This window comes from Streptomyces sp. NPDC036764 (assembly GCF_055609385.1).
On the sequence record NZ_JBVJPT010000001.1, the window covers coordinates 1,472,422 to 1,495,067 of the forward strand.

General features: G+C 72.9%; 1 protein-coding gene (running past one end of the window). It reads left to right on the plus strand.

The genetic code is table 11. The features are described 5' to 3' along the window. Window positions 1–131: 131 nt before the first annotated feature. Window positions 132–22,646, plus strand: partial view of a type I polyketide synthase gene (locus ACZ69Q_RS06415; protein WP_471037269.1) — the 5' portion only. 16,893 nt of this gene lie beyond the right edge of the window; 22,515 of the gene's 39,408 nt are visible here — the first part of the coding sequence; its start codon is at window positions 132–134; the stop codon falls past the right edge of the window.

Consider the following 22,646-nt stretch of genomic DNA (forward strand, 5'->3'; position numbering starts at 1 on the left):
GGCGGCCGCCCTCCGCGTGCACTCGCGCGCGCCCGTGCCCCGCGCCGGGCAGACGCCCGGTCCGTGACCACGCCGGCCCGGGCCCGGCCGACGACATCCCGCATCGGTAACCGCTGTCGAGGTGACTTGAGATGGACAACGAACACAAGCTCAGGGACTACCTGAAGCGGGCCACCGCCGACCTGCGGCACAGCCGGCAGCGCGTCCAGGAACTCGAGGCCGCCGCCCACGAGCCCATCGCGATCATCGGGATGGCCTGCCACTACCCCGGCGGCGTGAGCGACCCCGACGGCCTGTGGGAACTGCTCGTCGACGGCAGACATGGCATCGGACCCTTCCCCGACGACCGCGGCTGGGACCTCGAGGCGGTCTCGGCCGCCGCCTCCGGCGGAGGCTTCCTCCACGACGCCACCGACTTCGACGCCGAGTTCTTCGGCATCAGCGCACGTGAAGCGGTCGCCATGGACCCCCAGCAGCGGATCGTGCTCGAATCCACCTGGGAGGCCATCGAGTCCGCCCACATCGACCCCACCGCGCTGCGCGGCAGCGAGACCGCCGTGTTCATGGGCGCCATGGCCCAGGAGTACCGCGCGGGCGCCGAGGACGGCGCCCGCGGCCTGCACCTGACCGGCAACGCCGGCAGCGTCCTGTCCGGCCGTATCGCCTACACCCTCGGCCTGACCGGCCCCGCCCTGACGGTGGACACCGCCTGCTCCTCCTCCCTCGTCGCCCTCCACCTCGCCGCCCACGCCCTGCGCACCGGCGAGTGCTCCCTCGCCCTCGCCGGCGGCGTCACCGTCATGTCGACGCCCTCCACCCATCTGGAGTTCGGCCGCCAGGGCGGACTGTCCGCCGACGGGCTGTGCCGCTCCTTCGACGACTCCGCCGACGGCACCGGATGGTCCGAGGGCGTCGGCGTACTGCTCCTTGAGCGCCTGTCCGACGCCCGCCGCAACGGCCACCGCGTCCTCGCCGTCGTCCGCGGCTCCGCCGTCAACCAGGACGGCGCCAGCAACGGCCTCACCGCACCCAACGGCCCCTCCCAGCAACGCGTCATCGAACAGGCCCTGATCAACGCCCGCCTCTCCGCCGACCAGATCGACGCCGTCGAGGCCCACGGCACCGCCACCACCCTCGGCGACCCCGTCGAGGCCCAGGCCCTCCTCGCCACCTACGGCCGCGCCCGCACCGCCGAACGCCCGCTGCTGCTCGGCTCGGTGAAGTCCAACCTCAGCCACACCCAGGCCGCGGCGGGCGTCGCCGGCGTCATCAAGATGGTGCAGGCCATCCGACACGGCGTCCTGCCCCGCACGCTGCACGTCGACGAGCCCAACACCCACGTCGACTGGTCGGACGGCACCGTACGCCTCGTCACCGGCAACACGCCCTGGCCCGACACCGGGCAGCCCCGCCGCGCCGCCGTCTCCTCCTTCGGCATCAGCGGCACCAACGCCCACGCCGTCATCGAACAGGCCCCCGCCGACCCGTCCGACGAGGCCACGCCCGCCGCCGCGCCCCTCACCCCCGTACCGCTCGTCCTGTCGGGCCGTACTCCGCAGGCCCTCGCCGCCCAGGCGGCCCGACTGCGCACCGCGCTGGACCGCCCCGGACAGCCGCCGCGCCTCGACGTCCTGGCCCGCGCCCTCGCCACCACCCGCACCGGCTTCGAGCACCGCGCAGCCCTCGTCACCGCCGACGCTGCCACCGTCACCGCCGGCCTCACCGCCCTCGCGGACGGCACCCCCGCCCCCGGCCTGCTGCGACACACCGCGACCGAGGCCCCCGCCGCCTTCCTCTTCTCCGGTCAAGGCGCCCAACGCCTGGGCATGGGCCGCGAGTTGTACGAGTCCTTCCCCGCATTCCGCGCCGCTCTCGACGAAACCCTCGCCCTGCTGCCGCCCGGCGTACGCGACGCGATGTGGGGCACCGACACATCCCCCCTGAACCACACCGGCACCGCCCAGCCCGCCCTGTTCGCCGTGGAGGTGGCACTCTTCCGCCTCCTCGAATCGTGGGGCGTACGACCCGACTTCGTGGCCGGGCACTCCATCGGAGAGGTCGCCGCCGCGCACGTCGCCGGCGTGCTGTCCCTCGCGGACGCCTGCACCCTCGTCACCGCCCGCGCCTCGCTGATGGCCGGCCTCCCCGAGGGCGGCGCCATGACGGCCGTACGGGCCTCCGAGGAGCAGCTACGCCCGTACCTCACGGCCGACATCGCCGTGGCCGCCGTCAACGGCCCGGCCTCCGTGGTCCTCTCCGGTCCCGCCGAGGCGGTGGCCGCAGCCGCCGCACGACTCGCCGCCGACGGCCACCGCACCACACCCCTGCGCGTCTCGCACGCCTTCCATTCGCCGCTCATGGACCCGATGCTGGCCGACTTCGCCGAGGCCCTGTCCGGCATCGACTTCCACCCGCCGCGCATCCCGCTCGTCTCCAACCTCACCGGCACCCTCGCCACCCCCGAGGACGTGTGCGACCCGCAGTACTGGGTCCGCCACGTCCGGGAGACCGTCCGCTTCGCCGACTGCCTGCGCACCCTGGACGGGCACGGCGTGCGCACCTTCCTCGAACTCGGGCCCGACGGCGTCCTCACCGGCCTCGTCCCCGAGTCGGCACCCGCGGACAGCGTCGCCCTCGCCGCCCTGCGCAAGGACACCCCCGAGCCCACCGCCCTCACCACGGCACTCGCAGCCCTCCACACCACCGGCGCCCCCGTCGACTGGACGCGCTACTTCGCCGACACCCCCGCCCACCCGGTCGACCTGCCCACCTACGCCTTCCAGCGCCGCCGGCACTGGCCGGCCGCGGGCGTCGGCGGCGCCGGAGACGTACGCGCGGTCGGCCTCGCCCCCGCCGAACACGGCCTCCTCGGCGCCGCCGTGTCCCTCGCCGACTCCGACGGCGCCCTCCTCTCCGGCCGTCTCTCCTTCACCACCCACCGCTGGCTCGCCGACCACCGCATCGACGGCCGCGTCCTCCTGCCCGGCGCCGCCTTCGTCGAACTCGCCCTGCGCGCCGGCGACGAGTTCGGCTGCGACCACGTGGCCGAACTCGCCCTCCCGGCCCCGCTCGAACTCCCCGAGCAGGGTGCCGTCCAGATCCAGACCTTCGTCGGTTCCGCCGACGCCTCCGGCCATCGACCGGTCACCATCCACGCCCGCCCCGATGACCGCCATGGTGAGCACGCCGGGGACGAGCACGCCTGGACGCTCCACGCCACCGGTCGGCTCAGCCCCGGCGCGGACACCGGCGCACCCGCCGTCCCGGACGCCACGCAGTGGCCCCCCGCCGGCGCCGTACCCGTCCCGGTCGACGGCGCCTACGACACCCTCGCCGAGCACGACTTCGCCTACGGCCCCGCATTCCGCGGCCTCAGCGCCCTCTGGCGCCGGGACGGCGACCTCTACGTCGAGGCCGAACTCCCCGCGGGAACCCGCACCGCAGGCTTCGCCCTCCACCCCGTGCTGCTCGACGCCCTCCTCCACGCCGTCGCCCACGCGGGCGACGGCCGCCTCGGCGTGCCGTTCGCCTGGGAAGGCGTCAGCCTTTACGCCACCGGCGCCACCAAGGTCCGCGCCCGCATCGCCGCGCAGGGCGGGGACACCGTCGCCATCGACGTCGTGGACACCATGGGCGCGCCCGTGCTGTCCGTGGACGCGCTCACCACACGCCCTCTCGACGCCGCGCGCACCGGCGCATCGACGGCCGCCGACACGCTGTACCGCGTCGACCGGGTACCGGCCGCCGAGACGACGCCCTACGAGGGTCCCCTCGCCCTGCTCGCCGACGCCTCGTGCGCCCAGGAGATCAGCGACGCCCTCCACCGCACGCCTGTACGCGTCCACGCCGACCTCAGTGAACTCGCGGGCACCGCACCCCTCCCGGACGTCGTCCTGGCTCCGCTCATGGTCGATCCCGACGAGACGAACCCGGTCGGTGAACTGCACACGCTGACCGCCCGCGCCCTCGACCTGGTCCGCCGTTGGCAGCACGACGAGCGCCTGCGCGGCACCCGCCTGGTCGTCGTACTCCGTGACGACCGGCTCGCGACCGCCGCCGTGCGCGGCCTGCTCCGCGCCGCCGAGTCCGAACACCCGGGCAGCATCGGCCTGTTGACCCTCGGCACCGAGCCCGTGGACGGAAACCTCCTCCGCCAGGCCCTCGCCGTCGCCGAACCGGAGGCCGCCCTCACGGACGGTCGCGTGAGTGTTCCGCGGTTGGTGCGTGCGGGTGGTTCGGGTGGTGTGGGGGTGGAGTGGGCCGGTCCGGGTGCTGTGGTGGTGACAGGTGGTTCGGGTGGTCTGGGTGGGGTGGTGGCTCGGCATCTGGTGCGGGTGCATGGGGTGCGGGAGTTGGTGCTGCTGTCGCGGCGGGGTGGGGATGCGCCGGGTGCCGATGAACTTGTCGCCGAGTTGGGTGAGTTGGGTGCTCGGGTTGAGGTGGTGGCGTGTGATGTGGCGGATCGTGGGGCGTTGGCGGGTGTGCTGGCGGGGCGGTCGGTGCGGGGTGTCGTGCATGCCGCGGGTGTGCTGGACGACGGGCTCGTCGGCAGCCTGACCCCCGAGCGCCTGCACGCCGTACTCGCTCCGAAGGCGGACGCGGCCTGGCACCTGCACGAACTCCTGCCCGACGTCGGGGCGTTCGTCCTCGTCTCCTCCGCCGCCGGCACCTTCGGCCCCGTGGGCCAGGCCGCCTACGCCGCCGCCAACGCCTACCTCGACGCCCTCGCCGCGCACCGCCGTGCCCAGGGTCTGCACGCGGTCTCCCTGGCCTGGGGACCCTGGCAGCTCGACGGCCAAGGCATGGCCGCCGACCAGCCGCCCACCGAAGCGAACGACGAGGCCGCGCTCATCCACCCGGTGTCCGCCGAGCGGGGTCTGAGTCTGTTCGACGCGGCCCTCGCGAGCCCTGACGACGTCGTGCTCCCCATCCCGCTGGACCTGCGGGCGGCACGAGCCCGCACCGAGATCCCCCCACTCCTCCGTGGACTCGTACGACCCCGCCGCCGCACCACGAGCAGCGGCACCGGCGCACCGGACCTGGTCCGCAGGCTCGCACCGCTGGACGAGGTGGAGCGGCACGAGGTGCTGCTCGATCTGGTGCGGGGGCAGGTGGCGTTGGTGCTGGGGCACGAGGGTGCCCTGGGCGTGGACGCGTCGCGGTCGTTCCGGGATCTGGGTTTTGACTCGCTGTTGGCGGTCGAGCTGCGCAATGGCTTGCAGTCGGTGACGGGGCTGCGATTGCCGGCGACGTTGGTGTTCGACTATCCGACGGTCGCGGTCCTGGCGGACTTCCTGCTGGGTGAGGTGCTGGGGGCGCAGGCTGCGGTTCCGGTGGCGTCGTCGGTGGCGGTGGTGGCCGACGATCCGGTCGTGATCGTGGGGATGGCGTGCCGCTACCCCGGCGGCGTGTCGTCGCCGGAGGACCTGTGGCGGCTGGTCTCGGAGGGCGGTGACGCGGTCGGGGAGTTCCCGTCCGACCGCGGCTGGGACCTGGAGCGGCTCTACCACCCCGACCCCGACAACCCGGGCACTTCCTCCACCCGGGCCGGTGGCTTCCTCCGGGAGGCCGGCGGCTTCGACGCGGACTTCTTCGGGATGAGTCCGCGTGAGGCGTTGGCGACGGATGCGCAGCAGCGGTTGCTGCTGGAGTCGGTGTGGGAGGCGATCGAGCGGGCGGGTATCGACCCGACCTCGCTGCGCGGCAGCCAGACCGGTGTCTTCGCCGGTGTCATGTACAACGACTACGGACTCCTCCTCGACGGCCGCGAGTTCGAGGGCCTGCGCGGCAACGGAAGCGCGATGAGCATCGCCTCCGGCCGAGTCGCCTACTCCTTCGGCTTCGAGGGGCCGACCGTCTCGATCGATACGGCGTGTTCGTCGTCGTTGGTGGCTCTGCATCTGGCGGCGCAGGCGTTGCGTGGTGGTGAGTGTTCGCTGGCGGTGGCCGGTGGTGTGACGGTGATGTCGACGCCGACGACGTTTGTGGAGTTCTCGCGGCAGGGCGGTCTCGCCGCCGACGGCAGGTGCAAGGCGTTCTCCGACTCGGCTGACGGTGTTGGCTGGGCGGAGGGTGTGGGTGTGCTGCTGCTGGAGCGGCAGTCGGACGCGGTGCGTAACGGGCACCGGATCCTGGCGGTCGTCCGCGGCAGCGCTGTCAATCAGGATGGTGCGTCGAACGGGCTGACCGCGCCGAACGGGCCTTCGCAGCAGCGGGTGATTCGACAGGCGTTGGCGTCGGCCGGGTTGTCTGCCGCCGAGGTGGATGCGGTCGAGGCGCATGGCACGGGTACGACGTTGGGTGACCCGATCGAGGCGCAGGCGCTGCTGGCGACGTATGGCCAGGATCGTGAACGGCCGCTGCTGCTCGGCTCGGTGAAGTCGAATCTGGGTCACACGCAGGCCGCTGCGGGTGTCGCTGGTGTGATCAAGAGTGTGCTGGCGATGCGGCATGGTGTCGTCCCGCGCACCCTGCACGTGGACGCGCCGTCCTCGCATGTGGACTGGTCGGCGGGTGCCGTGGAGCTTGTCCGCGAGCCTGTGGCTTGGCCGGACAACGAACGCCCGCGCCGCGTCGGCGTGTCTTCCTTCGGGCTGAGCGGTACCAATGCGCACGTCATTCTGGAGGCGGGGCCGGACGCCGAACCGACGCCGGAGGCGGGGGAGTTCGGTGTCCTCCCGTTGGTGGTGTCGGCCCGGTCCGAGCAGGCGCTGGACGCGCAGATCGAACTGGTGCGGGCGGTCGAGCCGTCGGTGGATGTCGCTTACACGCTGGCCGGCGGTCGTGCTCGGTTCGCGCATCGGGCGGTGCTGCTGGCGTCGGCGGACGGCGTCACGGAGGCGGCGAGGGGAGTGGTGGCCGAGGGTCCGCTCGCGTTCGTGTTCTCCGGTCAGGGCGCTCAGCGACTCGGTATGGGTCGTGAACTGTACGACCGATTCCCGGTGTTTGCGCGGGCCCTGGACGAGGTCCTTGCCCAGCTCGACCCTGCCATGCGCGAGGTGATCTGGGGTGAGGACGAGGAGGCCCTGAACCGCACGGAGTTCACCCAGCCTGCCCTCTTCGCCGTCGAGGTGGCGCTGTTCCGGCTGGTGACCTCTCTCGGTGTCACCCCGAAGTACCTCGCGGGTCATTCCGTCGGTGAGATAGCCGCCGCGCATGTCGCGGGTGTGCTGTCGCTCGCGGACGCGTGCACGCTGGTGTCGGCACGTGCCCGGTTGATGCAGGCCCTGCCCGCGGGTGGGCTCATGCTGGCCGTCGAGGCGGGTGAGGGCGAAGTCGCTCCTCACCTCGTCGACGGTGTGTCCATCGCGGCGGTCAACGGGCCCTCCTCGGTGGTGCTTTCGGGCACTGAAGAGGCTGTTCTCGCGGTCGCCGCCGCCCTGCCGGAGCGTCGCACCACCCGTCTGCGGGTCTCGCACGCCTTCCACTCCCCGCTCATGGACCCGATGCTGGAGGACTTCCGCGCGGCAATCGCCGGTCTCCACTTCGCCGAGCCACGCATCCCGCTCGTCTCGAACCTCACCGGCACTCTCCTCGACGCGGCGAGCACGGCGGACTACTGGGTTCGACATGTCCGCGGCACAGTGCGTTTCGCCGACGGCATCCGCACCCTCACCGACCACGGCGTGACCCGGTTCCTGGAGATCGGCCCGGACGGTGTGCTGTCCGCGCTGATCGGGCAGTCCGTGGCGGACGACGCGCTCGTCGTGCCCGTACTGCGCAAGGACCGGCCCGAGCAGGAGGCCGCGCTCACCGCCCTCGCGCAGCTCTACACGCACGGCGCACCCGTGGACTGGCGGGCGCTGTTCAGGGGCACGGACGCCCGGCTCGTGGATGTCCCGACGTACCCGTTCCAGCGCCAGAACTACTGGCCGGTCGGGGGATATACGACGGGCGCCGGGGACGTGCGGGCCGCCGGGCTCGCCGCCGCCGACCATCCGCTGCTGCGGGCCGCGGTGTCGTTGGCCGACTCCGAGGACGTGGTGCTGTCCGGGCGGCTGTCGGCGGCCACTCACCCCTGGCTGGCCGATCACACTGTCTTCGGGCGTGTGGTCGTCCCGGGCACGGCCTTCGTGGAACTGGCGGTGCGGGCCGGTGACGAGGTCGGGTTCGCCACCCTGGACGACCTCACCGTGACGACACCCCTCGTGGTTCCGGACACGGGCGCCGTGCAGATCCAGGTGCGGGTCGCGGAGAGCGATGACGCCGGTCGCCGCACGGTGACGGTGCACGCACGTCCGGACGAGGCGGCCGGGGACGCTCCCTGGACGCAGCACGCCACCGGCGTTCTCTCCGACGAACCACCGGTCCGGAGCGACTGGGCCGATGCCGCGCAGTGGCCGCCCGCCGGCGCGGAGCGTGTCGAGACGGGCGACCTGTACGAGGAACTGGCCGACGCCGGCCTCGCCTACGGCCCCCTCTTCCAGGGACTGCGCGGAGTCTGGCGGCGCGGTGCCGAGACGTTCGCCGAGGCGACGCTGCCGGCCGGCACCGATGCCGGCGGGTTCGGGCTGCACCCGGCGTTGCTCGACGCGACCCTGCACGCCGTCGCCGCCGGAGGGACGGGCGACCCGGCGCTCCCCTTCGCCTGGGAGGGCGTCTCGCTGCACGCGTCCGGCGCGAGCGAGGTGCGGGCCCGACTGGTCCGGCGGGACGACCGGGACGCGATCGCCGTGGACCTCGCCGATGTCGAGGGACGCCCGGTGGCACGTGTGTCCGGGCTGGTCGTCCGGCCCGTCACGAGTGACCGGCTCGGCGGGGCGAGTGCGGCGGCCGGATCGCTGTTCCGGGTCGACTGGACCGAGGCGCCGGAGACGTCCGCGGAGCTTCCGGCTGTGGCGCTGCTCGGGGGCGGAGATGCGCTCGCGGACGTGATGCGCGACGCCGTGACCGACGTTCGGAGCTACGCCGACCTGGCCGAACTGGCGGCGGACGTGGACGCCGGTGTCGATACCGATGCCGACGGCGAGGTGAACCGGCCGGTTCCGGGGCTGGTCGTGGCCGCCCTCCCGACCACCGACGACAACGCGCCGGACTTGGCCGGGCAGACGCACGCCGCCGTCGCGCAGGCGCTGGCTCTCGTACAGGCGTGGGTCGCGCAGGAGCGGTTCCGCGGCGCGCGGTTGGTGGTGCTGACCCAGGGCTCGGCCGTGGTCTCCGCGGCGGTGCGCGGGCTCGTGCGGTCTGCCGACGCCGAGTACCCGGGCCGCTTCGCGACGCTGGACCTGGCGGACGCCGATGCCGACCAACTCGGCGCTGCCCTACGTGCGTTGGCCGCCGACGAATCCGACGTCGCCGTACGCGGCGGTCGCGTGAGTGTTCCGCGGTTGGTGCGTGCGGGTGGTTCGGGTGGTGTGGGGGTGGAGTGGGCCGGTCCGGGTGCTGTGGTGGTGACGGGTGGTTCGGGTGGTCTGGGTGGGGTGGTGGCTCGGCATCTGGTGCGGGTGCATGGGGTGCGGGAGTTGGTGCTGCTGTCGCGGCGGGGTGGGGATGCGCCGGGTGCCGATGAACTTGTCGCCGAGTTGGGTGAGTTGGGTGCTCGGGTTGAGGTGGTGGCGTGTGATGTGGCGGATCGTGGGGCGTTGGCGGGTGTGCTGGCGGGGCGGTCGGTGCGGGGTGTCGTGCATGCCGCGGGTGTGCTGGACGACGGGCTCGTCGGCAGCCTGACCCCCGAGCGTGTCGAAGCCGTCCTGCGGCCCAAGGTCGACGCGGCCTGGCATCTGCACGAACTCCTCCCCGACGAGACGCCGCTCGTCGTCTTCTCCTCCCTCGCCGGTGTGCTCGGCACCGTCGGCCAAGCGGCCTACGCGTCGGCCAATGCCTTCCTCGACGCCCTGGTGGCCCTGCGCCGGGACATGGGCCTGCCCGCGGTGTCTCTCGTATGGGGCCCCTGGCAGCAGGAAGCCGGAGGCATGACGGCCGACCCGCAGCGGACGGCCCGCACCGGCATTCCCGCGATCACGGTCGACCAGGGCCTGGCCCTGTTCGACGCGGCCCTGCGGGTGCCCGAGCACGTGGTGGTACCCGTTCCGCTCGATCTGCGCGCCATCCGGGAACTCGGTGAAGTACCGCCCGTCTTCCGCGCGTTGGTGCGGTCGCGTCGTCGCGTGGTCGCGGCGGGCGGTCTGCTCCAGCGGCTCACCGGGCTGGACGAGGTGGAACGGCGCGAGGTGCTGCTGGACCTCGTACGGGGGCAGGTGGCGCTGGTCCTGGGCCACGAGAGTGCTTCGCGTGTCGATGACTCACGGTCGTTCCGGGATCTGGGTTTTGACTCGCTGTTGGCGGTCGAGCTGCGCAATGGCTTGCAGTCGGTGACGGGGCTGCGGTTGCCGGCGACGTTGGTGTTCGACTATCCGACGGTCGCGGTCCTGGCGGACTTCCTGCTGGGTGAGGTGCTGGGGGCGCAGGCTGCGGTTCCGGTGGCGTCGTCGGTGGCGGTGGTGGCCGACGATCCGGTCGTGATCGTCGGGATGGCGTGCCGCTACCCCGGTGGCGTGTCGTCGCCGGAGGATCTGTGGCGGCTGGTCTCGGAGGGCGGGGACGCGGTCGGCGAGTTCCCGTCCGACCGTGGCTGGGACCTGGAGCGGCTCTACCACCCCGACCCGCAGCACACCGGTACGTCGTCCACGCGTGCCGGCGGGTTTCTCGCCGACGCCGGCGCGTTCGATCCCGAGTTCTTCGGGATGAGTCCGCGTGAGGCGTTGGCGACGGATGCGCAGCAGCGGTTGCTGCTGGAGTCGGTGTGGGAGGCGATCGAGCGGGCGGGTATCGACCCGACCTCGCTGCGCGGCAGCCAGACCGGTGTCTTCGCCGGTCTCATGTACAACGACTACGGAGTCCTGCTGTCCGGCGACGAGTTCGAGGGCTTCCGGGGGAGCGGCAGCTCACCGAGTATCGCGTCCGGCCGTGTGGCTTACGCGCTTGGCCTTGAGGGGCCGACGGTGACGATCGATACGGCGTGTTCGTCGTCGTTGGTGGCTCTGCATCTGGCGGCGCAGGCGTTGCGTGGTGGTGAGTGTTCGCTGGCGGTGGCCGGTGGTGTGACGGTGATGTCGACGCCGACGACGTTTGTGGAGTTCTCCCGGCAGGGCGGTCTCGCCGCCGACGGCAGGTGCAAGGCGTTCTCCGACTCGGCTGACGGTGTCGGCTGGGCCGAGGGCGTCGGCGTACTGCTGCTGGAGCGGCAGTCGGACGCGGTGCGTAACGGGCACCGGATCCTGGCGGTCGTCCGCGGTAGTGCTGTCAATCAGGATGGTGCGTCGAACGGGCTGACCGCGCCGAACGGGCCTTCGCAGCAGCGGGTGATCAGGCAGGCACTGGCGTCGGCTGGGCTGGGTGCCGGGGACGTCGATGTCGTGGAGGCGCATGGCACGGGCACGACGCTGGGTGACCCGATCGAGGCGCAGGCGCTACTGGCCACCTACGGCCAGGATCGTGAACGGCCGTTGCTGCTCGGCTCGGTGAAGTCGAATCTGGGGCACACGCAGGCCGCTGCGGGTGTCGCCGGTGTGATCAAGAGTGTGCTGGCGATGCGGCATGGTGTCGTCCCGCGCACCCTGCACGTGGATGCGCCGTCCTCGCATGTGGACTGGTCGGCGGGCGCTGTGGAGCTGGTCCGCGAGCCGGTTTTGTGGCCGGACAACGATCGCCCGCGTCGGGCCGCCGTTTCCTCCTTCGGCCTCAGCGGCACCAACGCCCACGTCATCCTCGAACTGCCCGAGAACACAACGGAGTCGAGGCCCGCTCAGCAGCCGTCCATGGTGCCGTTGGTGGTGTCGGCTCGGTCCGAGCAGGCGCTGGACGCGCAGATCGAACTGGTGCGTGCGGTCGAACCGTCGGTGGATGTCGCTTACACGCTGGCCGGTGGTCGTGCTCGGTTCGCTCACCGGGCGGTGTTGCTGGCGTCGGCGGAGGGCGTCACGGAGGCGGCCAGGGGAGTGGTGGCCGAGGGTCCGCTCGCGTTCGTGTTCTCCGGTCAGGGCGCTCAGCGTCTCGGGATGGGTCGTGAACTGTACGACCGATTCCCGGTGTTTGCCCGGGCCCTGGACAAGGTCCTTGCCCAGCTCGACCCTGCCATGCGCGAGGTGATCTGGGGCGAGGACGAGGAGGCCCTGAACCGCACGGAGTTCACCCAGCCCGCGCTCTTCGCCATCGAGGTGGCCCTGTTCCGGCTGGTGACCTCCCTCGGTGTCACCCCGAAATACCTCGCCGGTCACTCCGTCGGTGAGATAGCCGCCGCGCATGTCGCGGGCGTGTTCTCGCTCGCGGATGCGTGCACGCTGGTGTCGGCACGTGCCCGGCTGATGCAGGCACTTCCCGAGGGTGGGCTCATGCTGGCCGTGGAGGCGGGTGAGGGCGAAGTCGCTCCTCACCTCGTCGACGGTGTGTCCATCGCGGCGGTCAACGGGCCCTCCTCGGTGGTGCTTTCGGGCACGGAGGAGGCTGCTCTCGCGGTCGCCGCTGCCCTGCCGGAGCGTCGCACCAGCCGTCTGCGGGTCTCGCACGCCTTCCACTCCCCGCTCATGGATCCGATGCTGGAGGACTTCGGCGCCGCGATCGCCGGTCTCCACTTCGCCGAGCCGCGCATCCCGCTCGTCTCGAACCTCACCGGCACACTCACCACCCCGGACACGGCCGACTACTGGGTCCAGCACGTCCGCGAGACCGTCCGCTTCGCCGACGGCATCCACACCCTCACCGACCAGGGTGTGACGCGCTTCCTGGAGATCGGCCCCGACGGCACCCTCACCGCCCTCATCGAGCAGACCGCCCCCCAGGACGCTCTCGTCGTCCCGACGCTCCGCAAGAACAGGACCGAGGAGGCAGCCGCTCTCACGGCGCTGTCCCGGCTCTTTACGAACGGCGTTCCGGTGGACTGGGCCTCCTTCTTCGCCGGAACCGGTGCCCGTCTCGCCGACGCCCCCACCTACCCCTTCCAGCGCCGGCACTACTGGCCCGCCGTCACCCCTTCCCTCCAGGACGCCGTGGCCTTGGGGCTGGCACCCGTCGGGCATCCGCTACTGGGTGCGGTCGTGCCGTTGGTGGAGTCCGATGGGGTGGTTCTCGCCGGGCGGCTCTCGGCAGGTACGCAGACCTGGCTCGCCGATCACGCCGTGCACGGCCATGTGCTGCTGCCGGCGACCGCGTTCCTGGACCTGGTCCTGCGTGCGGGGGACGAGGTCGGATGCGGCCGGGTCGAGGAGCTGTCACTCGGCGTCCCCTTGACCCTCGGACCGCGTGCGGCCGTGCGGATCCAGATCGCCGTCGGGGCTCCGGACGAGGAGGGCCGCCGTTCCGTCGGCGTCCACTCCCGCCCGGACACGTCGGACGACGATCTGCCCTGGACCCAGCACGCCTCCGGCACGCTCGCCGTGCAGGACGGCTCGCCGCAGACGCTCGACGTCACGGCGTGGCCGCCCGCCGACGCCCGGCCCGTGGACCTCGACGGTTTCTACGAGGCGCGGGAGGAGGCCGGCTTCGCGTACGGCCCGGTGTTCCAGGGGTTGCGCGCCGCCTGGCGGCGCGGTGGCGAGGTGTTCGTGGAGGCCGAGCTGCCCGAGCACGTTCCGACCGGCGGATTCGGTCTGCACCCGGCCCTTCTCGACGCCGTGCTCCACGCGGCCGCGTTCACCGGCGGGGAGACCGAGGAGTCGGGCGGACTGCTGCCCTTCGCCTGGGAGGGCGTGTCCCTGCACGCGACCGGCGCCTCCACGGTGCGGGCCAGGCTGGTGCGCACCACCACCGGCGCCGGCACCGGCAACATCGCCGTGACTGTGTCCGACCAGGACGGGAACCCGGTCGCGTCGGTGAACCGCCTCGTCGTCCGCCCCGCCGACGACCGTCTCTCGGCGAGTCGCACGAGCGGCGACCTCTACCGCATCGAGTGGACACAGGTCACCGCCACGGAGCCCTACGAGGGCCCGCTCGCCGTCATCGGTGAGGACGCCACCCCGTCGGCCGAAGCATGGGGCGCCACCGCGCACCCCGATCTCGCATCCCTCACCGACGCGTCCCCCGGCGTCGTCCTCGCCCTCATCAAGGGCGACACGACCGCCGATGACCTCGTCACCGCCGTGCGAGACACGACAGCTCACGTCCTGCGACTCGTCCAGGAGTGGCTCGATCAGGAAAGGCACCCGGACGCCCGTCTCGTCGTGACCACCACCGGCATGCCCGAACCGGTCGTCGGTGCCGTACGTGGCCTGCTCCGCACGGTGCAGAACGAACACCCCGGACGCGTCGGCCTGCTGTCCTGGCCGACGGGGGAAGAGCCTTCCCCCGACCTGCTGCGCCGGGCCCTGGCCCTCGACGAGCCCGAAACCGCCGTACGCGAAGGCCGGTTGGAAGCGCCGAGGGTCGTGCGGGCCGCCACGCCCGCCGACGCGGCCCGGCCCTGGACCGGCCGGGGCCCGGTCCTGGTGACCGGCGGTACCGGCGGACTCGGCGCGGTGCTGGCCCGGCATCTCGTGCGCTCGCACGGCGTACGAGAGCTGGTACTGCTGTCGAGGCGCGGCGCCGATGCGCCGGGCGCTGACGAACTCGTCGCCGAGTTGGCCGAGTCGGGGGCGGAGCGGGTAGACGTGGCGGCCTGCGACGTCTCCGATCGTGTGGCGCTCGCGGACGCCCTGACCGGCGCGTTGGCCGGGCGGTCCGTCTCGGCGGTCGTCCATGCCGCGGGCGTACTCGACGACGGACTCGTCGGCAGCCTCACCGCCGAACGACTGCACTCCGTGCTGCGCCCCAAGGCGGACGCGGCATGGCACCTGCACGAACTCCTGCCCGACGTCGGGGCGTTCGTGCTCGTGTCCTCCGCCGCCGGCACCTTCGGCGGCACCGGACAGGCCAACTACGCCGCCGCCAACGCCTTCCTCGACGCCCTCGCGGAGCACCGCCACACCCTCGGCCTGCCCGCCACGTCCCTCGTATGGGGACCCTGGGACCTCGACGGCACCGGCATGACCGGCGACCTCACCTCCGCCGAACGCGAACGCCTCGCCCGTACCGGCTTCCCCGCCGTGACACCGGAGCAAGGACTCACGCTGTTCGACGCCGCCATGGCCCACGACGCCGCCGTCGTCCTTCCCATCCCGCTCGATCTGCGCACGATCCGGGACCGGGGTGACGTGCCCGCCATGCTGCGCGGGCTGGTGCGTTCGCGTCGTCGAGTGGTCGCGGCGGGCGGTCTGCTCCAGCGGCTCACCGGGCTGGACGAGGTGGAGCGGCGCGAGGTGCTGCTGGACCTCGTGCGGGGGCAGGTGGCGCTGGTCCTGGGCCATGACGGCCCGGCCGGCCTCGACGACTCGCGATCCTTCCGCGACCTGGGCTTCGACTCGTTGCTCGCCGTCGAACTGCGCAACGGCTTGCAGTCGGTGACCGGTCTGCGACTGCCGGCGACCTTGGTGTTCGACTACCCGACGGTGAGCGCGCTCGCCGGTTTCCTGCTGGACGAGGTGCTCGGTTCGCGTACGGCCGCCCCGGTGACCTCGGTGGCGGCGGTGGCCGACGACCCGGTGGTCGTCGTGGGCATGGCCTGCCGGTTCCCGGGTGACGTGGCGTCGCCGGAGGATCTGTGGCGGCTGGTGTCCGAGGGCGGCGACGCCGTGTCCGGATTCCCCGAGGACCGTGGCTGGGACGTGGAGCGGCTCTACCATCCCGACCCCGAACACACGGGCACCTCGTCCGCCCGCGAGGGCGGCTTCCTCAACGGCGTCGGCGGCTTCGATCCGGAGTTCTTCGGGATGAGTCCGCGTGAGGCGCTGGCGACGGACGCCCAGCAGCGGCTGCTGCTGGAGTCGGTGTGGGAGGCCGTCGAACGGGCCGGTATCGACCCGACCTCCCTGCGCGGCAGTCAGACCGGTGTCTTCGCAGGCGTCATGTACAGCGACTACGCCCACCTGCTCGCGGGCCCCGAATTCGAGGGCTTCCGTGGCAACGCCAGCTCCCAGAGCGTCGTTTCGGGCCGCGTCGCGTACACCCTCGGCCTGGAAGGCCCGTCCGTCTCCATCGACACGGCGTGTTCGTCGTCGCTGGTGGCGGTGCATCTGGCCGCGCAGGCGTTGCGCGGTGGTGAGTGCTCCCTCGCGGTGGCCGGTGGTGTGACGGTGATGTCGACGCCGACGACCTTCGTCGAGTTCTCGCGGCAGGGCGGGTTGGCGGCGGACGGTCGGTGCAAGGCGTTCGCCGACTCGGCCGACGGTGTCGGCTGGGGCGAAGGCGTCGGCGTGCTGCTGCTGGAGCGGCAGTCGGACGCGGTGCGCAACGGGCATCGGATTCTCGCCGTCGTCCGCGGCAGCGCGGTGAACCAGGACGGTGCGTCGAACGGTCTGACCGCGCCGAACGGCCCCTCGCAGCAGCGGGTGATCAGGCAGGCACTCGCGTCGGCGGGCCTGAGCGCCGCGGACGTCGATGTCGTGGAGGCCCACGGCACCGGCACCACCCTCGGCGACCCGATCGAGGCGCAGGCGCTGCTGGCCACCTACGGCCAGGACCGTGAACGGCCGCTGCTGCTCGGCTCGGTGAAGTCCAACCTCGGCCACACCCAGGCCGCCGCCGGCGCCGCCGGACTCATCAAGTCGATCCTGGCGATGCGGCACGGCACTGTCGCGCCGACCCTGCACGTGGATGCGCCGTCGTCCCACGTGGACTGGTCGGCGGGTGCGGTGGAGCTGGTCCGGGAAGCGGTGCCGTGGCCGGACGCCGACCACCCCCGCCGCGTCGGTGTCTCGTCCTTCGGCCTCAGCGGCACCAACGCCCACGTGATCCTCGAACTGCCCGTAGACGCACCGGAGTCGAGGCCTGCTCAGCAGCCGTCCGTGGTGCCGTTGGTGGTGTCGGCTCGGTCCGAGCAGGCGCTGGACGCGCAGATCGAACTGGTGCGTGCGGTCGAGCCGTCGGCGGATGTCGCTTACACGCTGGCCGGTGGTCGTGCTCGGTTCGCGCATCGGGCGGTGTTGCTGGCGTCGGCGGACGGCGTCACGGAGGCGGCCAGGGGAGTGGCGGCCGAGGGTCCGCTCGCGTTCGTGTTCTCCGGCCAGGGCGCTCAGCGTCTCGGCATGGGGCGCGAACTGTACGACCGATTCCCGGTGTTTGCCCGGGCCCTGGACAAGGTCCTTGCCCAGCTCGACCCTGCCATGCGCGAGGTGATCTGGGGCGAGGACGAGGAGGCCCTGAACCGCACGGAGTTCACCCAGCCCGCGCTCTTCGCCATCGAGGTGGCCCTGTACCGGCTGGTGACCTCCCTCGGTGTCACCCCGAAATACCTCGCCGGTCACTCCGTCGGTGAGATAGCCGCCGCCCATGTCGCGGGCGTGCTGTCGCTCGCGGACGCGTGCACGCTGGTGTCGGCACGTGCCCGGCTGATGCAGGCCCTGCCCGAGGGCGGGCTCATGCTCGCGGTCGAGGCCGCCGAGGACGAGGTGATCCCGCACCTCACCGACCACGTGAGTGTCGCGGCGGTCAACGGCCCGACCTCGATCGTGCTCTCCGGCACCGAGGAGGCCGTTCTCGCGGTCGCCGCCGCCCTGCCGGACCGCCGTACCAGCCGCCTACGGGTCTCGCACGCCTTCCACTCCCCGCTCATGGATCCGATGCTGGAGGACTTCCGCGCCGCGATCGCCGGTCTCCACTTCGCCGAGCCGCGCATCCCGCTCGTCTCGAACCTCACCGGCACCCTCACCACCCCGAACACGGCCGACTACTGGGTCCAGCACGTCCGCGAGACCGTCCGCTTCGCCGACGGCATCCACACCCTCACCGACCAGGGCGTGACGCGCTTCCTGGAGATCGGCCCCGACGGCACCCTCACCGCCCTCATCGAGAACCACTCGGCCGAGGGCGCCGTCGTCGCGCCGGTACTTCGCAAGAACCGTTCCGAGGAGGCGGCCGCTCTCACGGCGCTGTCCCGGCTCTTCGCGCACGGCGTCCGGGTGGACTGGGCCTCCCTCTTCGCCGGTACCGGTGCCCGTCTCGCCGACGCCCCCACCTACCCCTTCCAGCGCCGGCACTACTGGCCCGAGTCCGGTGCCGTCGCCGCGTTGTCGGCGTCTGACGGCGGTGTCACCGATGCCGCCGAGGCCGAGTTCTGGGCGGCCGTGGACGACGCCGACGTGGACGCTCTCGCGGCCCAACTGCACGTCGGCAGCGCGGCGTTGAACGACGTGGTGCCCGCGCTGTCGGCGTGGCGCGGGCGGCGGCGGACGCGGTCGGCCGTGGACGCGCTGCGGTTCAGGGAGACGTGGCAGGCGCTCGGGGACGCGGTCGCGGTCGGGGTGCGTGAGGCCGGGCCGTGGCTGGCCGTGGTGGCGTCCGGGCGGCGCGAGGACACCTGGGTGCGCTCCGTCGTGAGAGCGCTCGGCGCGCGGACCCTGGTCCTGGAGGTCGAGGCCGAGGAAGCTCCGGACAGCGTCGCGCTGCGCCTGCGGGAGACCCTGGCCGGGCTCGACGACGGTGCCGCAATCGCCGGTGTGGTGTCGCTGCTGGCCGCCGGAAGCGATGTACGGGACTCCGGAGTTCCGGTGGCCGTGACCGGAACGGCCGTGCTCATGCAGGCGCTCGAGGAGGCGGGGCTCGACGCGCGGGTGTGGGCGGTGACGTCCGGGGCGGTGAGTGTGCCTGCCACGGATGACGCCGACCGTGGGCTGCCGGAGCCACGGGCCGCCGCCGTGTGGGGGCTCGGCCGGGTCGTCGCGCTGGAGCATCCGGAGCGCTGGGACGGACTCGTCGATCTGCCGGAGGAACTGGACGAACGGGCCCTGGGACGGTTCCTGGGCGTGCTCGCGCGCACCGACGGCGAGGACCAGGTCGCCGTACGGGAAGCGGGTTCGTATGGCCGACGGCTCGTCCCGGCGCCCGCTGAGAAGCGATCCGCGGACAACCACCCTGCCGCTTGGCGTCCCTCCGGGACCGTGCTCGTCACCGGCGGCACCGGCGCCCTCGGCGCTCATGTCGCGCGCTGGCTCGCCGGAAACGGTGCCGAGCGGCTGCTGCTGGTGAGCAGGCGTGGTCCGCAGGCGCCCGGTGCGGCGGCGCTTGAGGAGGAGCTGACGGCGCTCGGAGCCGACGTCACCGTCGCGGCCTGCGACATCGCCGACCGCGAGGCGCTCGGCGAACTGCTGGCCGCGATCTCGGACGCGGCGCCGCTGACGGCCGTCGTACACACGGCAGGTGTCCTGGACGACGGCGTGCTGCACGCTCTGACGCCCGAGCGGTTCGACGCGGTGTTCCGGGCCAAGGCGACCGCCGCCGAGGTCCTCGACGAGCTGACCCGGGACCTGGTCCCGGACCTGGACGCCTTCGTGCTGTTCTCGTCGCTCGCCGGCGCCGTCGGCAACCCCGGCCAGGCCAACTACGCCGCCGCGAACGCCGCGTTGGACGCACTGGCCCGTCGGCGGGTCGCGGCGGGGCTGCCCGCCACCTCCCTCGCCTGGGGCGCGTGGAGCGGAGCCGGCATGGCCGCCGAGGGGCGGCTCGGCCGGCACGCCTTCGGACGTTCGCTGGAGCCGGAGATCGCGCTGACGGCCATGGCCGAACTGGTCGCCGAGAGCGCGCCGGCCACGGTCGTCGCCGATCTCGCCGACGCCGGGCTGCTGGACGGCATGTTCGCGCTGCGGCACACCGCGTCCCTCACCGCGCTGCCCGGCGCCCGCCAGATCGCGGCCGCCGCCCAGCAGGCGCGGCAGGAGCACGCGGGTGCCGCGGCCGAGTTGCGCACGCGGCTGTCGGCGGCCCGTGAGGACGACCGGTTGGCGTTCGTCCTCAATGTGGTCCGCACTCACGCTGCGGCCGTGCTCGGGCATCCCGGGCCGGACGCCGTCAAGCCCGAGCGGGCCTTCCAGGAACACGGGTTCGACTCGCTCATGGCCGTCGAGCTGCGCAAACGGCTCACCGCCGCCATCGGTCTGGCGCTGCCCGCAACCATGGTCTTCGACCGTCCGACGCCGCTCGCCCTGGCCCGTCACCTGCTCGAGGAGATCCTCGCCGAGGGCGATGGGGCCGACGTCGTGGCGACCGCGGCCGACGTGTCCGACGAACCGATCGCCATCATCGGCATGAGCTGCCGTTTCCCCGGCGGCGTCGACTCCCCGGAGGCCTTCTGGCGGCTGATCGCCTCCGGCACGGACGCCATCGGGGAGTTCCCCGCCGACCGCGGATGGGACGCGTCCGGGCTGTACGACCCGGACGCCGACCGCAGTGGGACCACGTACTCCACACAGGGCGGATTCCTCGACGCGGCGGGCGATTTCGACCCCGGGTTCTTCGGGATCTCGCCGCGTGAGGCGCTCGTCATGGATCCGCAGCAGCGGTTGCTGCTGGAGACAGCGTGGGAGGCCGTCGAGCGTGCCGGCATCGATCCGGGCACGCTGCGCGCCAGCCGCACGGGCGCGTTCATCGGCTCCAGCTACCAGGACTACGGGCGCGGCGCAGGAGAGGGCACCGAGGGCCACATGGTCACCGGGTCCAGCCCCAGCGTGCTGTCGGGCCGGCTGTCGTACGTCCTCGGCCTCGAAGGGCCCGCCGTCACCGTCGACACCGCCTGCTCGTCCTCCCTCGTCGCGCTGCATCTGGCCTGCCAGTCGCTGCGCGGCGGTGAGAGCACCCTCGCGCTGGCCGGTGGAGCGACGGTCATGACGACGCCGGACTCGTTCGTGGCGTTCAGCCGGCAGCGGGCACTCGCCGCCGACGGCCGCTGCAAGGCGTTCGGTGACGGCGCCGACGGCATGACCCTCGGCGAGGGCGTCGGGCTGCTGCTCGTGGAACGGCTCTCCGACGCCGTCCGCAACGGCCATCCCGTGCTCGCCGTGATCCGCGGCTCCGCAGTCAACCAGGACGGCGCCTCCAACGGCCTCACCGCCCCCAACGGGCCCTCCCAGCAGCGCGTCATCCGCCAGGCCCTCGCCAACGCGCACGTCTCCCCGGACGACATCGACGCCGTCGAGGCACACGGCACCGGCACCGCGCTCGGCGACCCCATCGAGGCGCAGGCGCTGGTCGCGACGTACGGCAGGGACCGGGACCCGGAGCGGCCGGTGTGGCTCGGCTCGGTGAAGTCCAACATCGGGCACGCCCAGTCCGCCGCCGGTGTCGCCGGCATCATCAAGATGGTGCTGGCGCTGCGGCACCGAGTCCTGCCGCCCACCCTGCACGTCGACACGCCGTCCCGGCACATCGACTGGTCCTCGGGAGTGCTCCGGCTGCTCGACGAGGAGCGGCAGTGGCCCGCGAACGGACGTCCGCGCAGGTGCGCCGTGTCCTCCTTCGGCATCAGCGGCACCAACGCGCACGCGGTCCTGGAGGAGGCCCCGGACGCACTGCCGACGGCTGCCGAGCCTCCGCTGACCACCGCGCCCCCCGTGACCGGCGCCCTCCCCTGGGTGCTGTCCGCCCGTGCCCGCGGCGCCCTGCGGGACCAGGCCGCAGCGCTCGCCGCCCACACCGCGGCGCGGCCGGGCGACGACCCGGCCGACACCGGTCACGCCCTCGTCGCCACCCGCTCCCTGCTCGACCACCGCGCGGTCGCCCTCGGCGGCGACGCCGTCGAACTCACCGCCGCACTCGGCGCGTTCGCCGGACAGGAGCCCGCCGCGCCCGTCGTGCACGGCGAGGCCGACATCGACGGCCGTACCGTCTTCGTCTTCCCCGGCCAGGGCACCCAGTGGGACGGCATGGGCGCGCGCCTGCTCGACCTGTCGCCCGTGTTCGCGGAGCGCATCGCCGCCTGCGCGCTGGCCCTCGAACCGTTCGTCGACTGGTCCCTCACCGACGTGCTCCGCCAGGAGCCCGACGCGCCCGGACTCGACCGGGTGGACGTCGTCCAGCCCGTCACCTGGGCCGTGATGGTGTCCCTGGCCGCCGTGTGGGAGGCGTACGGTGTCCGCGCCGACGCCGTGATCGGTCACTCGCAGGGCGAGATCGCCGCGGCCGTCGTCGCGGGGGCGCTCTCCCTGGAGGACGGCGCCCGGGTCGTGACGCTGCGCAGCCAGGCCATCGGCCGGACCCTCGCCGGGCGCGGCGGCATGATGTCGGTGTCGCTGCCCGTCGCCGATGCCGCCGCCCGCCTGGAGCCGTGGGAGGACCGGCTGACCGTCGCCGCCGTCAACGGGCCCGGCGCGGTCGTGGTCTGCGGTGACCCCGAGGCCCTGGACGCCCTGCACGACGAACTCACCGCCGAGGGCGTGCGGGCCCGCAAGATCCCCGTCGACTACGCCTCGCACTCCGCGCACGTGACGGACCTGCACGACGAACTCCTCGACGTGCTGGCCCCCGTGTCACCGCGCGAACCGCGCATCCCGATGCTGTCCACGGTGACCGGGGAGTGGCTGGGCGACCCGGCCGCGGACGGTGGTGGCACGGACGCCGCGTACTGGTACCGCAACCTGCGGCAGACGGTCCGCTTCGGACCGGCCGTCGAACGACTCCTGGCCGACCGGCACCGGGCGTTCATCGAGATCAGCGCCCACCCCGTGCTCACCCTGGGCATTCAGGGCTCCGTCGAGGAGGCGGGCGTCGCCGCGTACGTCGGCGGCACGCTGCGACGCGGCGAGGACGACGCGCGACGTGTGCTCGCCTCGCTCGCCGAGGCGTTCGTGCGCGGCGTGCGCGTCGACTGGACCGCGGCGTACGACGGCGGCGCGCGACACCGGGTGGACCTG